The sequence below is a fragment of the Thiocapsa roseopersicina genome (genome assembly GCF_900106925.1).
GTDB lineage: Bacteria > Pseudomonadota > Gammaproteobacteria > Chromatiales > Chromatiaceae > Thiocapsa > Thiocapsa roseopersicina.
On sequence record NZ_FNNZ01000035.1, the window covers coordinates 1 to 15,672 of the forward strand.

14 protein-coding genes and 1 pseudogene are annotated in these 15,672 nt (G+C 65.0%); 4 read left to right on the forward strand and 11 right to left on the reverse strand.

Annotation, left to right across the window (positions count from 1 at the left end; all coding sequences use genetic code 11):
- Positions 1-200 (reverse strand): ATP-binding cassette domain-containing protein (locus tag BLV04_RS21865; RefSeq protein ID WP_139192007.1); only part of this gene is annotated, 200 nt, incomplete at its 3' end.
- Positions 197-1,117 (reverse strand): HlyD family secretion protein, encoded by a 921-nt coding sequence (locus tag BLV04_RS21870; RefSeq protein WP_217633771.1) that lies wholly within the window; start codon positions 1,115-1,117, stop codon positions 197-199. The genes BLV04_RS21870 and BLV04_RS21865, both read right to left, overlap by 4 nt.
- A gap of 337 nt (positions 1,118-1,454) precedes the next feature.
- Here BLV04_RS21870 and BLV04_RS21875 point away from each other — a divergent pair.
- The 3 genes and pseudogenes from BLV04_RS21875 to BLV04_RS21885 all read left to right on the forward strand — a co-directional run.
- Positions 1,455-1,757: pseudogene (locus tag BLV04_RS21875) on the forward strand (cysteine hydrolase family protein); the annotation flags it as partial.
- Between the two features lie 123 nt (positions 1,758-1,880).
- The gene (locus tag BLV04_RS21880) at positions 1,881-3,494 is read left to right on the forward strand and encodes an NADH-quinone oxidoreductase subunit L (protein ID WP_093037716.1); all 1,614 of its coding nucleotides are present in this window, start codon (positions 1,881-1,883) and stop codon (positions 3,492-3,494) included.
- A gap of 13 nt (positions 3,495-3,507) precedes the next feature.
- Positions 3,508-6,132 carry a YbcC family protein gene (locus tag BLV04_RS21885; RefSeq protein ID WP_093037719.1) on the forward strand — a complete coding sequence of 875 codons (2,625 nt, stop codon included), beginning with the start codon at positions 3,508-3,510 and terminating at the stop codon, positions 6,130-6,132.
- Between the two features lie 1,370 nt (positions 6,133-7,502).
- On the opposite strand, the gene BLV04_RS25105 is transcribed toward BLV04_RS21885, so the two are convergent.
- The 4 genes from BLV04_RS25105 to BLV04_RS24610 all read right to left on the reverse strand — a co-directional run bounded on the left by BLV04_RS25105 (position 7,503) and on the right by BLV04_RS24610 (position 10,490).
- Positions 7,503-8,027: a thermonuclease family protein gene (locus BLV04_RS25105; RefSeq protein ID WP_175534751.1), complete on the reverse strand. Its 525-nt coding sequence runs from the start codon at positions 8,025-8,027 to the stop codon at positions 7,503-7,505.
- Between the two features lie 301 nt (positions 8,028-8,328).
- Complete coding sequence (locus tag BLV04_RS21895) at positions 8,329-8,685, reverse strand: hypothetical protein (RefSeq protein WP_093037726.1); 357 nt, start codon at positions 8,683-8,685, stop codon at positions 8,329-8,331.
- Positions 8,686-8,738: 53 nt separating this feature from the next.
- The gene (locus BLV04_RS21900; protein WP_175534752.1) at positions 8,739-9,191 is read right to left on the reverse strand and encodes an ATP-grasp domain-containing protein; all 453 of its coding nucleotides are present in this window, start codon (positions 9,189-9,191) and stop codon (positions 8,739-8,741) included.
- A 513-nt stretch (positions 9,192-9,704) separates the two neighbouring features.
- The gene (locus tag BLV04_RS24610; protein WP_139192008.1) at positions 9,705-10,490 is read right to left on the reverse strand and encodes a hypothetical protein; all 786 of its coding nucleotides are present in this window, start codon (positions 10,488-10,490) and stop codon (positions 9,705-9,707) included.
- A gap of 101 nt (positions 10,491-10,591) precedes the next feature.
- Between BLV04_RS24610 and BLV04_RS21915 the strand changes: the two genes are divergently transcribed.
- A complete protein-coding gene (locus BLV04_RS21915) occupies positions 10,592-12,286 on the forward strand; it encodes a putative endonuclease domain-containing protein (protein ID WP_093037738.1) in 1,695 nt (564 codons plus the stop codon).
- Positions 12,287-12,715: 429 nt separating this feature from the next.
- Here the strand turns inward: BLV04_RS21915 and BLV04_RS25355 are convergent, their stop codons facing one another.
- The 5 genes from BLV04_RS25355 to BLV04_RS25110 form a co-directional block, all read right to left on the reverse strand.
- Positions 12,716-13,078 (reverse strand): transposase, encoded by a 363-nt coding sequence (locus BLV04_RS25355; protein WP_217633772.1) that lies wholly within the window; start codon positions 13,076-13,078, stop codon positions 12,716-12,718.
- A 2-nt stretch (positions 13,079-13,080) separates the two neighbouring features.
- Positions 13,081-13,908: a helix-turn-helix domain-containing protein gene (locus tag BLV04_RS26125; protein WP_217633773.1), complete on the reverse strand. Its 828-nt coding sequence runs from the start codon at positions 13,906-13,908 to the stop codon at positions 13,081-13,083.
- A gap of 630 nt (positions 13,909-14,538) precedes the next feature.
- Positions 14,539-14,823, reverse strand: a complete 285-nt coding sequence (locus BLV04_RS21935; protein ID WP_093037746.1) for a hypothetical protein — start codon at positions 14,821-14,823, stop codon at positions 14,539-14,541.
- Positions 14,824-14,934: 111 nt separating this feature from the next.
- Positions 14,935-15,483 (reverse strand): disulfide bond formation protein B, encoded by a 549-nt coding sequence (locus BLV04_RS21940; RefSeq protein ID WP_093037749.1) that lies wholly within the window; start codon positions 15,481-15,483, stop codon positions 14,935-14,937.
- 13 nt (positions 15,484-15,496) lie between these two features.
- Positions 15,497-15,652, reverse strand: coding sequence for a DUF5993 family protein (locus BLV04_RS25110; protein ID WP_175534753.1), 156 nt, complete (start codon positions 15,650-15,652; stop codon positions 15,497-15,499).
- Positions 15,653-15,672: the final 20 nt, after the last annotated feature.

The following is a 15,672-nucleotide window of genomic DNA, read 5'->3' on the forward strand; positions in this document are numbered from 1 at the left end:
TGGCCGAGCACCGTGACCGTGCCGGCGGATGGCGTCAGCAGCCCGGTGAGCATCCGCAGGGTGGTGGTCTTGCCGCAGCCGTTGGGGCCGAGAAAGCCATAGATGGTGCGCGGAGCGACGGTCAGATCCAGTGCATCCACGGCGATGAGGTCGCCGAACCGGCGCGTCAGCGCGCGCGCCTCGATGACCGGCTCGGTCACGGCATCTCGACCTGTGCGGGCACGCCGTTCGGAAGCATGGCGGCGCTGTCCGGAAGCTCCACCTGCGCCAGGTACATGAGCCGGGCGCGATCGCTGGCATTCAAGGCGTAGTAGGGGGTGAAGGCCGGGTCGGAGCTGATCCAGCGTACGGTGCCGTCAAAGGTCCGATCCAGTCCATCGACGTGCACCTTGAGCGTATCGCCCTTGTTGATCTTGACCCGATAGGGCTCGGGGACGTAAACCCGGGCATAGGGCGCCGTGCCGGCGAGGATGATGGCTACGGGGCTGCCGACGGTGACGCGCTCGCCGAGGTTCCAAGGCAGACTGTCGAGCACGCCGTCGCGTGTAGCGACGATGCGCAGCTCCGCCAGCAAGGCCTGTTGATGGGCCAGAGCGGCCTCGTCGGCACGGAGCTCGGCCTCGGCTTGGGCGATATGCTCCGGGCGCGTGCCCGCGAGCAGCTCGTCCAGGTTCTCCTTGGCCTCGTCCAGCCGCGCGCTTGCGGCATCGCGCAGCGCATTGGTCCGATCGACCTCGGCCTGGCTGACCGCCTTGCGGGCGATCAGCTCCTGATTGCGCTCGGCGGTAATCTGGGCCTCGCGCCGATCCGCCTCGCGCCCGGCCACCTGGGCCTTGGCCGCCGCGATGTCCTGACTGCGGGGGCCGTTGCGCAGCTGCTGCAGATGCGCCTTGGACCGGGCGACCTGCGCCTTGGCGCGTTCGACCTCCGCGCGCTGTTGGCCGTCCGAGAGTTGGACCAAGAGGGTGCCTTTCGTGACCTGCGCGCCCTCGGCCACCGGCAGGTCGACGACCAGTTGGGCGACGGTGGCGGTGAGGGCGATGCGATCCCGCTCCAGGGTCCCGAGCGCAAGCGGTCGCTCGGCGTCCGTGCAGCCCGTGAACAGGGCGGCGGCCATGATGGCGAATCGGATCCTGAGCCTACACATGCGTCGGACGCCTCTTGAGCATCTGGATGCTGTCGTTGCGACGGGGCGGGTCAAACCGTTCCTGCAGACCGCAGGAGCGAGGCTAGAGTGGTGCCGAGGTCCGGTCAAGCACGGGAAGAGCGAAGCCGGCTAACGGCCGCGCGCTCATGGTCCGGCGGTCTGCGCATCGGTTCCGGGTCGCGCGCTCGCGAGTCGCCCCGGCAGGCCGCCGCCCTGCCTTCGCTCGCGATCTCGACAAAGGCAACACGCGCGGGGATCATCGGCACCGACGGCTCGCCCCTGCTTGGCTCGTCCGCGCGATCCACCCGCCTGCCTGCTCGAGCACGGGCGGGACCGCTCGCTCAGTCAAAAGAAGCCAGGCTGGAATGCGCTGCTGCTGCCCAAGGACAGCGCGGCGAGCCAACTGGTCCCGGAGCTGGCACCGCTCCCCGGCGGGATCGTGGTAACCAAGACCACCGACAGCGCCCTGACCGGGACCAACCTGCGCCTGATCCTCACGAACCTGGGCATCCGCAACGTGGTGCTGACCGGGATCTTCACCGACCAATGCGTCTCCTCCACGGTGCGCAGCCTCGTCGACGAGAGCTTTTTTGGCTCGCTCACGCGAGACACCACCCGCCACGCTTAGAGCATCGCCGATAGGTCGGATCGAAAAGATAGATTTCTCAAGACATCGACGCGCCCCCAGGATCACATCGAACCCAATCGTCGGGCGCAAGCCCGGGAGGCATCGATGTCGTCCGCACTCACGCTCGTCACCGCCGCGGCGGTTGCCGCGCCGGTCGTCTTAGGGCTCGCCGGGGCCATTCCGAGCCGGATCGCGAACCGTTCGGGGCCGCTGATGGCGCGCCTCGCCAATGTCCTGGCCTGGACCGCCTTCGGGCTGGCCCTGGCGGTGTTGACGGGGCACGGCTTCGGGCAGGCGCAGTCACTGACCTTGCTCTCGATCGATCTGCCGTTGGACAGCGGCGCCTTCGCCATCGGCGTCTACGTCAACGCCGTCACGGTGATCATGCTTACGCTGGTCTCCTTCGTCGGCGCGCTGGTGTCGACCTATGCGCGCAACTACATGGCCGGCGACCCCGCCGAGGGGCACTTCCACAAGTGGCTGCTGCTCACCCTGGCATCGATCCTGACCCTGATCGTCGCGGGCAATCTCCTGATGTTCGTGCTGGCCTGGATGGCGACGAGTCTGAGCCTGCACCGTCTGCTGCTCTTTTATCCGGAGCGCCCGGCCGCGGTGATGGCGGCGCACAAGAAGTTCGTCTTCAGCCGGATCGGCGATGCAAGCCTGCTGATCGCGGTGCTCTTGATCGGGTCCACCCTGCACACGCTGGATTTCGCCGGCGTCTACGCGGCGATGGAGGGGCTTGAGGGACCGCTGCCCGCGGCGCTGCAGGGGGCGGCCTGGCTGATCGTCCTCAGCGCGGCGCTCAAGTGCGCCCAGTTCCCCTTCCACGGCTGGCTCCTGCAGGTGATGGAGGCGCCCACCCCGGTGTCGGCCTTGCTGCACGCGGGTATCGTCAATGCCGGCGCCTTCCTGGTGATCCGGATGGCGCCGATCATGTCGCTGTCCGGTCCGGCGCTGGATGCCCTGGCGGTGGTCGGCCTGGTGACGCTCGCGGTCGCCTCGCTGGTGATGCTGACCCAGACCAGCATCAAGGTCTCGCTGGCCTGGTCGACGTCCGCGCAGATGGGCTTCATGTTGTTGGAGGCCGGTCTCGGACTCTACAGCCTGGCGCTGCTGCACCTGGTCGCCCATTCGCTGTACAAGGCACACGCCTTCCTTGCCTCGGGCAGCAGCGTGGACGGCTTCCGGGCGGCGACCCCGAAGTTTCGCGACGGCGGCCCTCAGCCCTGGCATTGGTTGGTGGCCTTCCAGGGGGCGCTCTTGATGGCCATCGTCGCGGGTTTCGTGTTCGGGGTGGATCCGGTTCACCAGCCGGCGCTGATCGTCACCGGTGCCATCATTGCGGTCGCGGTGGCGCAACTGCTGCTGCAGGCCTTGCAGTTGGAAGACAACGCCGCGCTGCTGCTGCGGGCGAGCGCGATCGGCACACTGGTGTGCTTCGGGTATTTCGGTCTGCACGCGGTCTTCGAGTACGCCGTTGCCGACAGCGTGGGTGCGGTGGCGCCGTCCACCAGCCGCTTCGATCTGATCCTGAGTCTCGCCGTCGTCGCCGTCTTCATCGGCCTGCTGGTGTTGCAACACCTCTTCATGCGCATCCCGGCACCGCTGCGTCAGGCGATCCAGGTGCATCTCTACAACGGGCTCTATGTCGATGTGTTGGTGACCCGCTTGATCACGCGCCTGTGGCCCCTGCGCCCGGCGCCCATCGTTTCATGAGGGGGATGCAGCCATGAACCTGAACGATCTCGACACGCTCCAACAGACGTCGGCCATCGCGATAACACCGCCGATCGGCCAAGCACACGTGCATGAGCGGTCCGATGCCGCCGGGGCCGCGCTCCTCGACGAGCAGATCGCCGCCGCCTGCGAGCGCATCGCCCCGCTCTGGCCGCTCGATCGCTTCGTCGCGGTGAATCCCTTCCACGGGCTGCGCGACATGCCCTTCCAAGACGCCGCGGCCATGCTGCACCGGGTAGCGGGCGCGCGCCTGTACATGCCCAAAGCCTACTATCGCGAGCAGATCGCCGCCGGGCGGATCACCGCGGAGGATCTGCGCCGGGCCGCCGACTTGTGCGGGAGCAGGCTCGACCCCGCGACGCTGCAACGCGCCGTCGATGTCGAACCGACGCCGGCCGGGCGCGTACCGCTGCTGACGGCGGTGCTCGACGAGATGGACGCCGACGACTGGTCGAGCTTCGTTGTGGACCGCATCAGCCAGCATTGCGCGGCCTTCTTCGATATGGGCCAAGCCACCTGGAAGCAGCCTTGGCAGGGCCTGTCACTGTACGCCTCGTGGCGACGCTTCGCGGCGCTCGATTTCAGCGCGACCATGATGGGGCAAGGCAGCATGCGCGAGCGGGTGAAGGCCCTGCCCGAGGCGCCGCGCGACTGCATCCGCGCGGCCCTGAACCGGCTGGGCATCCCCCCGGGCGCGGAGCGCGACTACCTGCACGCGGCCTTGCTGGACATCGGCGGCTGGGCCGCATGGACCCGTCTGCTGCGCTGGCAGGCGGAGCTGGCCGGCGGCACCGACGACACCATCGAGGAGCTGCTCGCGATCCGCTTGGCGTGGGACGTCCTGGTCTACGAGCACAAGAGCAGCCCGCAGCTGCGCCAACGCTGGCGCCGGGTCTGCGCCGAACTCGGCGCGGGCGGGGCGGCCGGCGGGGACGCCGACGATGACGCCGGCACTCGGGAGATCGATCAGGTGCTCCTGAGCGCGGCGGAGCTCGCCTATCAGCGCGGCCTGATCGGGCAGTTGAGCACGGCGGCGAACGGCGAAACCGCAAGCCGACCCGTCGTGCAGGCGGCCTTCTGTATCGACGTGCGCTCCGAGGTGATCCGCCGTGCCTTCGAGACGGTCTGCCCGCAGGGACGCACGCTCGGTTTTGCCGGCTTCTTCGGCGTGCCGATCGAGCATGTCCCGCTCGGCGCCGTCACCGCACGCACCCATGTGCCGGTCCTGCTCACGCCATCCTACCGCGTCTGCTCCGAGATCCACGGTGCAGACTCCGAGGAGGCCGAGCGTGCCTTGGCCGTACAGCGCCGTCGCTTCGGGATCGGCAAGTCCTGGAAGGCGTTCAAGATGGGCGCCTCCTCCTGCTTCTCCTTCGTGGAATCGGCCGGCATCTGGCTCTATGCGCCCAAGCTCGTCGGCGACACCCTGGGATGGAGCCGGCCGGTCCCCGCCCCCGACGATCTGCGTCTGGATGCGGCCGAGGCCTGCCGGGTCGGACCGACCCTCGAGGCGCCGTCGCATGCGCACCGGCAGCACGCGCACGGGCATGACCACGCCGGCGCCTGCGGCGCCAAGGGTGCACTCGACGGCATGCGCCCCGGCATTCCGCAGGCGGATCGGATCGGGCTTGCCGAGGGGATTCTGCGCGCCATGTCGCTCACCGAGGGCTTCGCCCGTCTGGTGGTGCTGGTCGGTCACGGCAGCAGCTCGGTGAACAACCCCCATGCCGCCGGGCTCGACTGCGGGGCCTGCGCGGGTCAGACCGGCGAGGCCAGCGCCCGCGTGGTCGCCGCGCTCCTGAACGACCCGGCGGTGCGCCGCGGTCTGCGCGAGCGCGGGCTGGGGATCCCCGGGGACACCTGGTTCCTGCCCGCGCTGCACGACACCACGGTCGACGACGTCCATCTGTTCGACGTCGAGGTCCTGCCCGCGGGCTACGCCGAGGAGCTGGCCGAGCTGCGCAGCTGGCTCGCGCAGGCCGGGGAGCTGACGCGGATGCAACGGGCCACCCTGCTCGGGCTCGACGGGCGGCGCGGTCACAGTCTGGAGACGAGCATCCGCCGGCGCAGCCGCGACTGGTCCCAGGTCCGCCCCGAGTGGGGCCTGGCCGGCAACGCCGCCTTCATCGCCGCGCCGCGCGCGCGCACCCGGGGCCTGGATCTGGGCGGTCGCGCCTTCCTGCACGACTACACCTGGCGCGACGATGCCGACTTCAAGACCCTGGAGCTGATCATGACCGCGCCGATGGTGGTCGCCGCCTGGATCAACCTCCAGTATTACGGCTCCACCGTCGACAACCGACGCTTCGGCAGCGGCAACAAGGTCCTGCACAACGTGGTCGGCGGCGCCATCGGCGTGCTCGAAGGCAACGGCGGCGATCTGCGCACGGGGCTGCCGCTGCAGTCGCTTCACGACGGCCGGCGCTGGATCCACGAGCCGCTGCGCCTGAGCGTCGTCCTGCAGGCGCCCGAAACGCCGATCGAGGAGATCATCGCCCGCCATGCGCTGGTCCGTCAGTTGCTGGACAACGGCTGGCTGCATCTCTTTCGGTGGGATGATCGGGACGGGAGCATCCGGCGGCGCGTGCCGGGGTGCGGCTGGGGTGCGGCTGGGTGAGCGGCGGGCCGGAGGATGGTATACACCACGACAACGGTGCCTGGCGTCCCGTGCCATGAGCCGGGCGGGCACGCTACTCGGGATGGGCATGGGTGACCATCGCCGAGATCCGCGTGCCTCGATCAGGTCCGCCCCGCGAGAGAGAGCAGTGCCAGCGGCACGATTCGCATCACCGCCCCAGCAGCCGTCGGACTCGAGGATCCCGCTGGTGTGCTAGTCGTCGCGTGTCCCCAGGGGGTCTGATTGCCTTTTTTCATGAACTTCTCCGAGAAACGCGGTGCGCAGCCGCAGACATAGAAAGACCGAACCGGTGCGCGAGCCGGAACGGGAGTGGGAGATCGGGGAAATGGCGGAAGCTCGTGCCCGAAGCCGCGACAGAGGTCGAAGCGACAGAGACGAGTCGGGAGACGCTGGAATTGGATCGCCAGCTCGAACGCGCGGAAGCGCAAGAAAAACGGACGCTGACGGTCGGCGATTCCGGAAGGAGATCCTTCCGGATGACGGCGGGGGGCCGTCGCGCCGCACCGTGGCGGTCGGGGGAGCGCGTCGGGAGACGCGCGCACGCTGATGCACAGCTTGCGACGATGTTCGCATAGCGGGCCGGTACGCGCAAGCGTGCCGGTCGGCGCGGTGAATGGCCGAATGGATACGCGGAGGCTTAATCGCGGAGGCGTTGGAATGAATAAGGACGCGAGCGCTCGGGGGCGCCGCCGCAGCGCGCGGTCTATTCGCGAAGCCCTGGCGAGGCCTATAGCGGCGGGTGCGACGTTCATTCGCGCGCTGATTGGGCGCCGCGGAGGGCCTCGGCACCGGGGCTGCCGGGAGGCGCGCGCGCGGTGCTGGCCGGCCCCCGGCGAGGGAATTTCGCGAGGCGACGGCGCGACCCCGATCGTTGCGCTATATGGACAGAAGGGGCCGTTTTTCCTTTAACTAACTATATGGACACGCCCCCCCCGGATGCGGCGCTATATGGACACGCGGATGTTTTGTCCATATAGCGTTTTCGTCGAACTCCGGGGTGGTCGCGAAAGTCACTCTCCGACACTTTCGCCGTCGGGCGGCGAGCTCGAAAGTCACTCTCCGACACTTTCGCCGTCGGGCGGCGAGCTCGAAAGTCACTCTCCGACACTTTCGCCGTCGGGCGACGAGCGCGAAAGTCACTCTCCGACACTTTCGCCGGAGGCCCCGGAACCGTTTTTCATTCCAAAACGGCCAGCCTGCGAATTAAAACGCCCCGGAATGTCTATTCCGGGGCTGTCGGAGGACGGATAGAGAAGGCTATTGAACTGTGAATGAGGAAGGGGGGCGCGTGACGGGTGTTGTCATGGCCGCGGAACGTCTGCAGGCGATGTGATCCGATGATGCGGTCATTATTCGCGCTTGAAATACTGCTTCGTTCCGCTTCCCCGGAGGCAATAGATGCCTCCGCGAGGACCCGTACAGGTCCGCCCCGAGTCGCACGGGCAGGCACCGACGCTCGGCTTCGCCGGCGCTCCGCCGGCGCGCCAATCCCATGGTGCGATCGGCCGTGGGTCGGACCACAGGCCGAGCCCCTCGCGCCGCGCCGCCTGCTCGGCCGCCTCGTAGAGCTGCCGATCGCGCGCGGACTGTTCGCCGGCGTAGGCCCGGTACCACCAGGCAAAGCCGGCCCGCACGAGTGCCAGGTTCACGTCGGTGCCGTCGAGGATGAGGACGCCGACTCGCCTGTCGTAGCGATCGATCTTGCGCCACTCGACGCTGACGGTCTCCCCGGCGACCAGCGCGGAAAGGGCGCGCTTGGCCTTGGCGCCGAAGGGTTGCTTGCTCTCGGGGGCATCGACCGCCGAAAGACGGATCCTGTAGGTCTGCTTGCGCGCGTCGAGCACCTCGACGGTGTCCCCGTCGAGGATGCGCACCACTTTGCCGGCGAGCGTGTCGGCGTGGACAGGCGGCAGGATCAGGAGGGCCAGGACGGCGCCGGCGGGGAGGCCGAGACGCGGCCTGAAAGGTGCCGATCTCGGGCGCTCGAGGATCGCTCGAAGGTGTCCCCAAATCGTCGACCTTTCGCGCCGTCGCGCCGTGTCATGGCGAGACGGAAAGGCTGAGCGGGGGCCGAAAGGTGCTGACTTCGGGCGCGGAATCACTCTCTTCTGGATGGGGTTTTGCACACGCTGCGCTCCTTCGCTGAACGGATGATCGGGACGCGCTGCACGCGCGCTAGGCGGCGTGTGCGCATTGGCCTTGCGAGCGGGTGGCTTCGGATTCGGCGGCCGCGAGGATGCGCGCTTGGCGGCGCACGTTGCTCGCCCGATAGCGCGCGAGCAGCGTGCGCTCTGCGTCGGACAGGGGGGTCGTTGTCGTCGAGACATAGCTGGTGGTTGGGGTGACGTCACCGAGGGCGCGCCCGAGGCGCCGGATGCCGTGCTCGTAGTTGCTGATGCACGATTTCGAGATTGCGCCGTCTGTTCTCGCTGCGAGTTGCGACAAGCTCAGCCGACGCCGGTGGCGCTCGGCGCGCAACCGCAGGCCGATGGCCGCGGTCAGTTCATTCTTCTTAGTCTCTGTTTCGGACATGCGAGATCTCCGTGTGTGATGGGGTGGATGGCAAGCGTCGTCGGCTCCGCGGGCTACGACGCCTCGTTCGTGAGCGTCAGCGCGCTGCCGATCGGGGCGACGCGCAGGCCCTCGCGCGGGGCGGGCACGTCGTGCGGTTGGGCGAGACCCAGCGCCAGCATCGCCGACCAGTACGGCAGGTTGAGCGCGGCGCAGCTGTAGAGCATGCCGCCGGCCATCCGGGCGTTGATCTCGAGCAGATGCGGGATCCCGCGGGTATCGCGGAATTGGATGTTGACGATCCCGTCGAGACGATAGCGTTCGACCAGCCGGCGCGCCCCTTCGATCGCCGCTCCGGAGGTTTCGAGCGACTGATGGCGCCCGTGCTTGAGACGCGCGACGGCGGCGACGAGCTCGCCCTGGTGCGCCAGGCAATCCACCGAGCGTTCGGGTCCCTCCAGATATTCCATCAGCATCAGGGAGAAGGCTCGCCGGGTCTGCGCGAGCGCACTGCGATAGACGGCCAAGGCGGCGAGCGTGCCCTCGACGCGCAGGATGGCGTCGAGCTGATCGATGATCTCGTCGAGGATGCGGAATCCGGCGCCGAACAGCCCGCGTGTCGGTTTGACGCACAGGCGCTGGTGGCGAGGCGCAACTCAACGTAGGCCTCGTCGGACTGCGCGAGACTCTCGAACAGATGCGCTCGTTGGTGCAACCGATCCCCGCCACCGGCTAGCTTTGCCCGTTCTGTCCTCCCGGTCAGGTCGCCGCGACGCCTCCTGCGGGCGCGGATGTCCGTCGCCTGGCCTTATTAAGAGTGAGTCGTATTTGTGACCCCTGACATGCTGCCGGGCATCCCCTATGGCGTCAAAAAACCGGCCGTGCCGGCCGGCTTGGCCCTCAACGATGCTCACCAGGTCCGGGATAAACGCAGCAGCGCAAATGGCTTTATCGGTTCAACCGTTGACAATGGACTCTTCCTTACACCACGAGCGCATCGCGCCGTGTCATCGCGATGTCGGAATGTCGGCGCCGCAGCACTACGTCGATGGCTTACCCGAAGAAAGTGTATCCAAGAACGCCAACAGGGCGCTGCGCTGCTCGGCGGTCAGCGTCTTCACGAGGCTCAACAGCCGCTGATCCGTGCCGGAAATCTCCGCATCGCCCGCCGCGACGGTTTGACCAGTTGTCGATCGAATGCCGGTGACCACGTACTGCCCATCGACTCCGCTGGGCGTCATTCGGGCGAGCTGGTCGCAAGGAATTGGAGTGTTTTTCTCCCACCTGCGGATCGTTTGAACAGTTGTGTCGCACAGGCCTCGAAGGTCCTCCTGGGTCAGGCCGAGGCGCCGCCTCTCCTCGCGGAGGCGGGCGCAAATACTGATCTCGAGTGGATCTTGCATAAGGAATAAATATGTTCTATATTTCTTAAAAGAGAAGATATAAGTTCTCTTTGTTTCGAGGCGATCTTCCGGAGGCCGACGACGATGCGATGCAAAAAAACCAACTATCCGCTCCTTGCGCGTGACCTCGAAGAGCGGATTCGACGGAGTTTTCCGCGTATCTCCTGCCAAATCGCCATCCCAGCACCGGCCATTGCCACGGATGTTTTCCGAACGGCAAAAAAGTACTTTTCGGCTGTCATGCAACGCCTGCAGGACGATCGGGGTCTCCCCATGCCCTATGTCGATTAGCGCTTTGGCGACGACGAGCCGATCCGTGGGCACAAGTCGCCAGAAGAGATCAACATCTGGCTGACGCCCTACGGGGTTCGGGCGATCGCGCGACACCAACAGAAGATCACCATGCAATGTCCATCCGGACATGTCTTTTACGCACTTTCACCTTAGCGATCGTGCGTCCGAAGCCCAGTCATTGTGCCATCGGGCGATCCTTGCAGCATCTAAAACCGGACGGAGCGAATTGGATGAACGAGCCCACGGGACATGAACGCATAGCCCAGATCACCTCGGAACTGGATCGTGTGCGTGACACCTTGATCCAGCACCTGCGGTGCGAGGATCTGCCATTCAACATTGACCCTCGTGCATCGATGAGACGGCGGCTCGATGACGTTCTCGAACGGTCACGTCACGTCCTCAAGCGGGAGCTTGGGATGACGGATCCAGAGTGCGATCTCGTGCTCGTGCAAGCAGTCGGCGGCTCCGGGAATCGATGTGCCAAACGTTTGGATGACGCCCTATCCTCAGGCGGGACGATCGCCGACATTGTCGATACCGTGGTGAAGCAGCGACGCCGCAGAAGCACAGCATGGTATACCTACACGTTTCGGGGACAGGTGTTCGCAAGCGAAGCAGCCCTCTACGCATACTTTTCAGATGCGTCGCGAGCGCAGACTCCGGCGGACCACCACCTATCCGCGTCGCGGTTAAGCTCTCGCCTCAAGCCTCTGCAGCGCGAATATGCCTCGAACCCTCCCACTGGGCCGATCCCCATCGACGAGGAGTTCTTTCAGCGCCTTGCGCCTCTTCCGAAATGCGGTTCGGCGAACGCTCGCAGACAACCGATCCATCTCATCGATGATGCAGGATGCACCCTCGGAAGTTACCCGAACGGTCAGCGACTCTGGGACGAACGGTTCGCCGTGTTGGGAACGGCGTCCTCTGAGATCTCAGCACGGCAATTCAATCGCAATCTCAAGACATACTTGCGCAGGCGACAAGTCGATGTGAAGGGGGAAGTCACGCTGACATTGAGCGACCTCACGGATCTGTTAATGCGGAAGCCCACCGCATTGGCGCCTGCTGAGATCGTACAGCGCATCGATGCCTACGAGCGTCAGCATCATGTCGCATTGACCATATCGCGTGATGATGCCTGTGACTCCTACGAATCTAACCGCACCAAATTGCCGTGGAGGTGCTTGAAACATCCCAGTCACGCTGTATACGAAAAACCGTTCGATAAACTTCACCAAGGTTGCCCGGTTTGCGGCGAGGCCAATGCGATAAATAAACGGCGACAGACCGAATACGAGAAACACAAACGCTATATCGAGGAGACAATCGGCGTCCAGCTTGCTACGCCATGCGGAGAATACATAAACTCGCGCCTGCCATTAAGATTGATTGATCACCTTGGAGTGACGCACATGAGATCCATGAATTCGCTGCGCCGATGCCCACTGCTGCGATCAAAGTCAGCATCCGAGCATGTGACGCGGATGATTCTGGAGGAATCAACCGGGCTCATATTCTGGAACGCACGCCCCAGCTTTCTGCGCGGACTAGAACTCGACAACTATTGCGAAGAGCGTGGCCTTAGCGTCGAATGCGACGGAATACAGCACTACCGCTTCACGCCGAAATACCATCGCGTCGAAGCCGACTTGTACGCCCAGCAGGAGCGCGATCGGGTCAAAGATCAATTGTGTCTGGAGCACGGAGTGCACAACGTGCGTCTACCCTACACCCTGTTCAGCTTCGCAAATCCGGACGCTAGACGCCCGTTTCATGCACCCTCGACGATCATGCGGGTATACGAAGCGCTGTGCGCCAAGGATCTAGGAATCCCTCTACGCCCGAAGGCGGAGGTTGTGGAAGCACTGTCTGACCGACTGGTCGCCGCCATTAATCTGCGACAAGGGGCATTGACGAAGTGATCACTCGAGAATTTCCTTGTCGGCGCCTTCGCAAGCACACGAAGTGCTCCATCAGGGGTCGGTCGCTGTTGCAGCTTCGAAGGGTCGTTGTCGGCCATTTGCCGTAAAATGACTAAAATCGCCGCACAAACCCATGACTTTAGACATGGGTGAGCGGCAATTTTGGCCAAATCAAAGTTCCTATTATAGCCCATTCTTACCATGGGCAAGAAGCACGTCACGGCCGGGGGCGAAAACTATAAATGCGAGTCCGTGGCTACCGCCGGCACCTCGATTGCGAGGCTTACGGTGAGTTGGGCGATCCGTTCGACCTCGTGGCCTTTTGGCTCGACGGCACCCTGATGAACAGTGCCCTAGGAGCCTGTCCGACTTATGGTCGGACAGGCTCCTAGGGCTGCGCTATGGAAATCCCGAGACCGTTCTCGTTGATCAAGCGGCAAGGGGTTTGCCTTGATCGATCCAGCGAAACGGCTTGGCCATGGTGGCGTTGAAGACGTCGATGAACGCGGACATCTTCTTTTGCAGATCCTCGACCGAGGTGAAGCTGCCGCGACGAATGACCTTGCGTGCGAGGATCGAGAACCACATCTCGATCTGATTGAGCCACGAGGCATGTTTGGGGGTGAAATGGATCACGATGCGATGGCTCGGGTCGCGTAGGAATGTCTCGCGCGTCGCCACCGACTTGAGGATGCCGCATGTGCCCTTGACGCCGAGATCGCCGGTGAAGCCGATGGCTTCGGCGACGAGACGCACCACCGCCTCGGAGACGTGGATGTTGAGGTTGTCCATGATCAGGTGCCAGTGCGTGGCGGCTGGCGAGCAGCTCGACGAGCCACCCGGCGAAATCCACCTCGGTGCGGGTCGGCCCGAGGCGATCGGTGACCCGGCCGGTGGCGAAATCGAAGGATGCGATCAGGGTCAAGGTGCCGTGGCGGATGTATTCGAACTCGCGTCGCTCCGCCCGCTTGAGGGCCTGCACCTCGGTCATGTCGTCGATGCTGCGCGTCTGAATCCCCGCGGCTGCACGCTCGGGCGCCAAGCGGTCGGTCTCGTAGACATCGCGGCCTTTCTCCTCGAACTGCGTATCGCGCGGGCTGTTGATCCAGCCGCGGGTGCGATGCGGCTTCAGATCGACCTCGCGCAGGACGCGCCCGATCGAGTGGGAGGAGGTCTCCGTGACGATGCCGCGCGATCGCCTCCTCGGCGAGGGCGGCGTGGGTCCAGTGCGTGATGGGTAAGCCGGCGACGCTCGGGTTCTCGCAGGCCAGCGCGATGATCGCGCAGATCTGCTCGGGCGTGAACGTCGCCGGCGTTCCCGGACGCGGTGCATCGGCCAGTCGCTCGCGGAACGGCTGGCCCGCGGGGGCCGTCCGGCGTGCACGCCAACGCTGCACGGTGGCACGCCCGAGGCTCAACCGCTCGGCGGTTTCGCGCACACCCGCGCCGTCAGCGCCAAGCAGAATGATCCGCGCCCGCATCACGAGACTCTGCGGCGCGCTGTGCTGGCGCACGATGGCCTTGAGACGGCAGCAGGGCTTGTTGGTCAGGTCAATGGGGGCAGCAGTGCAGCGGGCCATGGCGAACGCGTCGAGACCAGTAAGGATGAACATGGCCATCATGTTACCGCGCACTCTTCACAAACGGTATCAGGATTTCCACTCTGCAGCACTAGGCTCGGGTTCGCCAGATCCGCGGTGATAGCGGCACCGCAGTACGTTTCAATCGACGAAGACCCAGCGATCGCCCTGCATAGATGCCGGAATATGTCGTCCGCGCGCCTTGGAAGGTCGAGGCTGATGCCAACTCGCTGACGCGCTGAGGGTCGTGAAGTCCATTTGCTCGACCCCGTCCTCATGCACGAGCCTCAGATCAAGCGCGCGGTCGGATCGCGCCGCGAGAACAGGAGTTTGTGGGACGGATCGTGGTCGGCCATCCGGAAGAGCGGGATATTTCCGTCGTTTTATGGCCAAAGGCGGGTGGATCTGGTCATGGCTGGTTTCGGGGTGATGTCCATCATGAAAGCAGATCACGGGAAGGGAGTAGGACAACAAGAAAGTGTATAAAAAACAGACGTAAAAAGTTCCACGTGGAACGTATAAACAACACAGTGCGTACTGACTCATGAGACTTACGGCCGATGCGAGCACCTGCTCCTTCGGGTGGGTCTGGAGAAGGATCGAGTCGGCGTCGCGTTGCCCGCCAGCTACAACCTGATTGCGGTCGGGCGATCAGCCGGGGAGAGCAGGCAATCAGTGCAGGGACTCTTTCCGTGCCTCCTGGATGACCGCCTCCATGGTCGGGCAGGAAGGGGCGCCCATCACTCGACGTTCGCGATACCACTCCAGGAGCAGGGCACCGATCATGTCGGTCGTGAATAAAGGTCGGTTGCTGCCGTCGTCGTAGACGGTGCAACCTGATGCCTCGGCCACTTCCGCCACGAAGCCGGGCCGGAGTTTCAGTGAGCCCGTGTCGGGATCTCGTCCGACGACGGGCCATTCGGTGCCCTCGGGGATTCGCAAGGTGATTCTGGTCATGGCTGGCATGCGTCTCAGAGAATTTGCGGTGTGAATCCACCACCGGCGAGGTGTCGGTGGGGCTGCGATCGCAGGCGCCGTGCGTCGTCGATCGCGGTTCGGTCCCGCCGGTTACTGATGCAGCATCTCGTACTCGGTCGGGTTGTCGGGGCACAAGCCGAGGCCGCACTCGAGGAAGGTCGAAAGGGCATTGCCGACGGCCAGCAGGGCGAATAGAACGAGGGCGATCCTGGCCAGGGTGCTGATGGGTTCGGGGTCCGCGGGGGAGGCGTCGAGGCGGGCGTCGAACAGCAGCAGGATAGCGCTGCCGACGACGATCAGGGTGAACAGGATCGCCGCCCAAGTGTAGAAGTGGAGTCCGAGGAAGGGCGCGCCGTAGGCACCGGTACCCGGCACGACATGCAACAGGATCTGGCGCAGCGCGACCGCGCCGCCGGCCATGGCTCCGAGGATGGTCAGGCCATAGTGGCTGGCCCGCGGACGGAACACGAGGTTCATCGCCAAGCCGAACCCGTCGAGGACAAAGCCGACGCGCTGCAGCAGGCACAGGGGACAAGGCAACTCGTGGTTCAACAGTTGGTCTGCGAAGGCCACGGCAAGCACAAGGCCGATGGCCAGCAGGCCGAGAGCGTCAAGGCTGCGGGAGATTTTGTCGGTCATGATGGCTGCCTCCTCAAAAGCTCAGCAGTAGCGGATCGTTGGTATGCAGATGGAACAGCCACAGCAATGACAGGAGGGCGAGTCCCCAGAGCGCCAGCGCGATTCTGCGCCGGCGCAAGAAGAGTGCGCCGAGGGCGAGGGTGACCAGTGCGAAAGGTAAGACCATCATGGGGAATCGCTCCTGTGGGA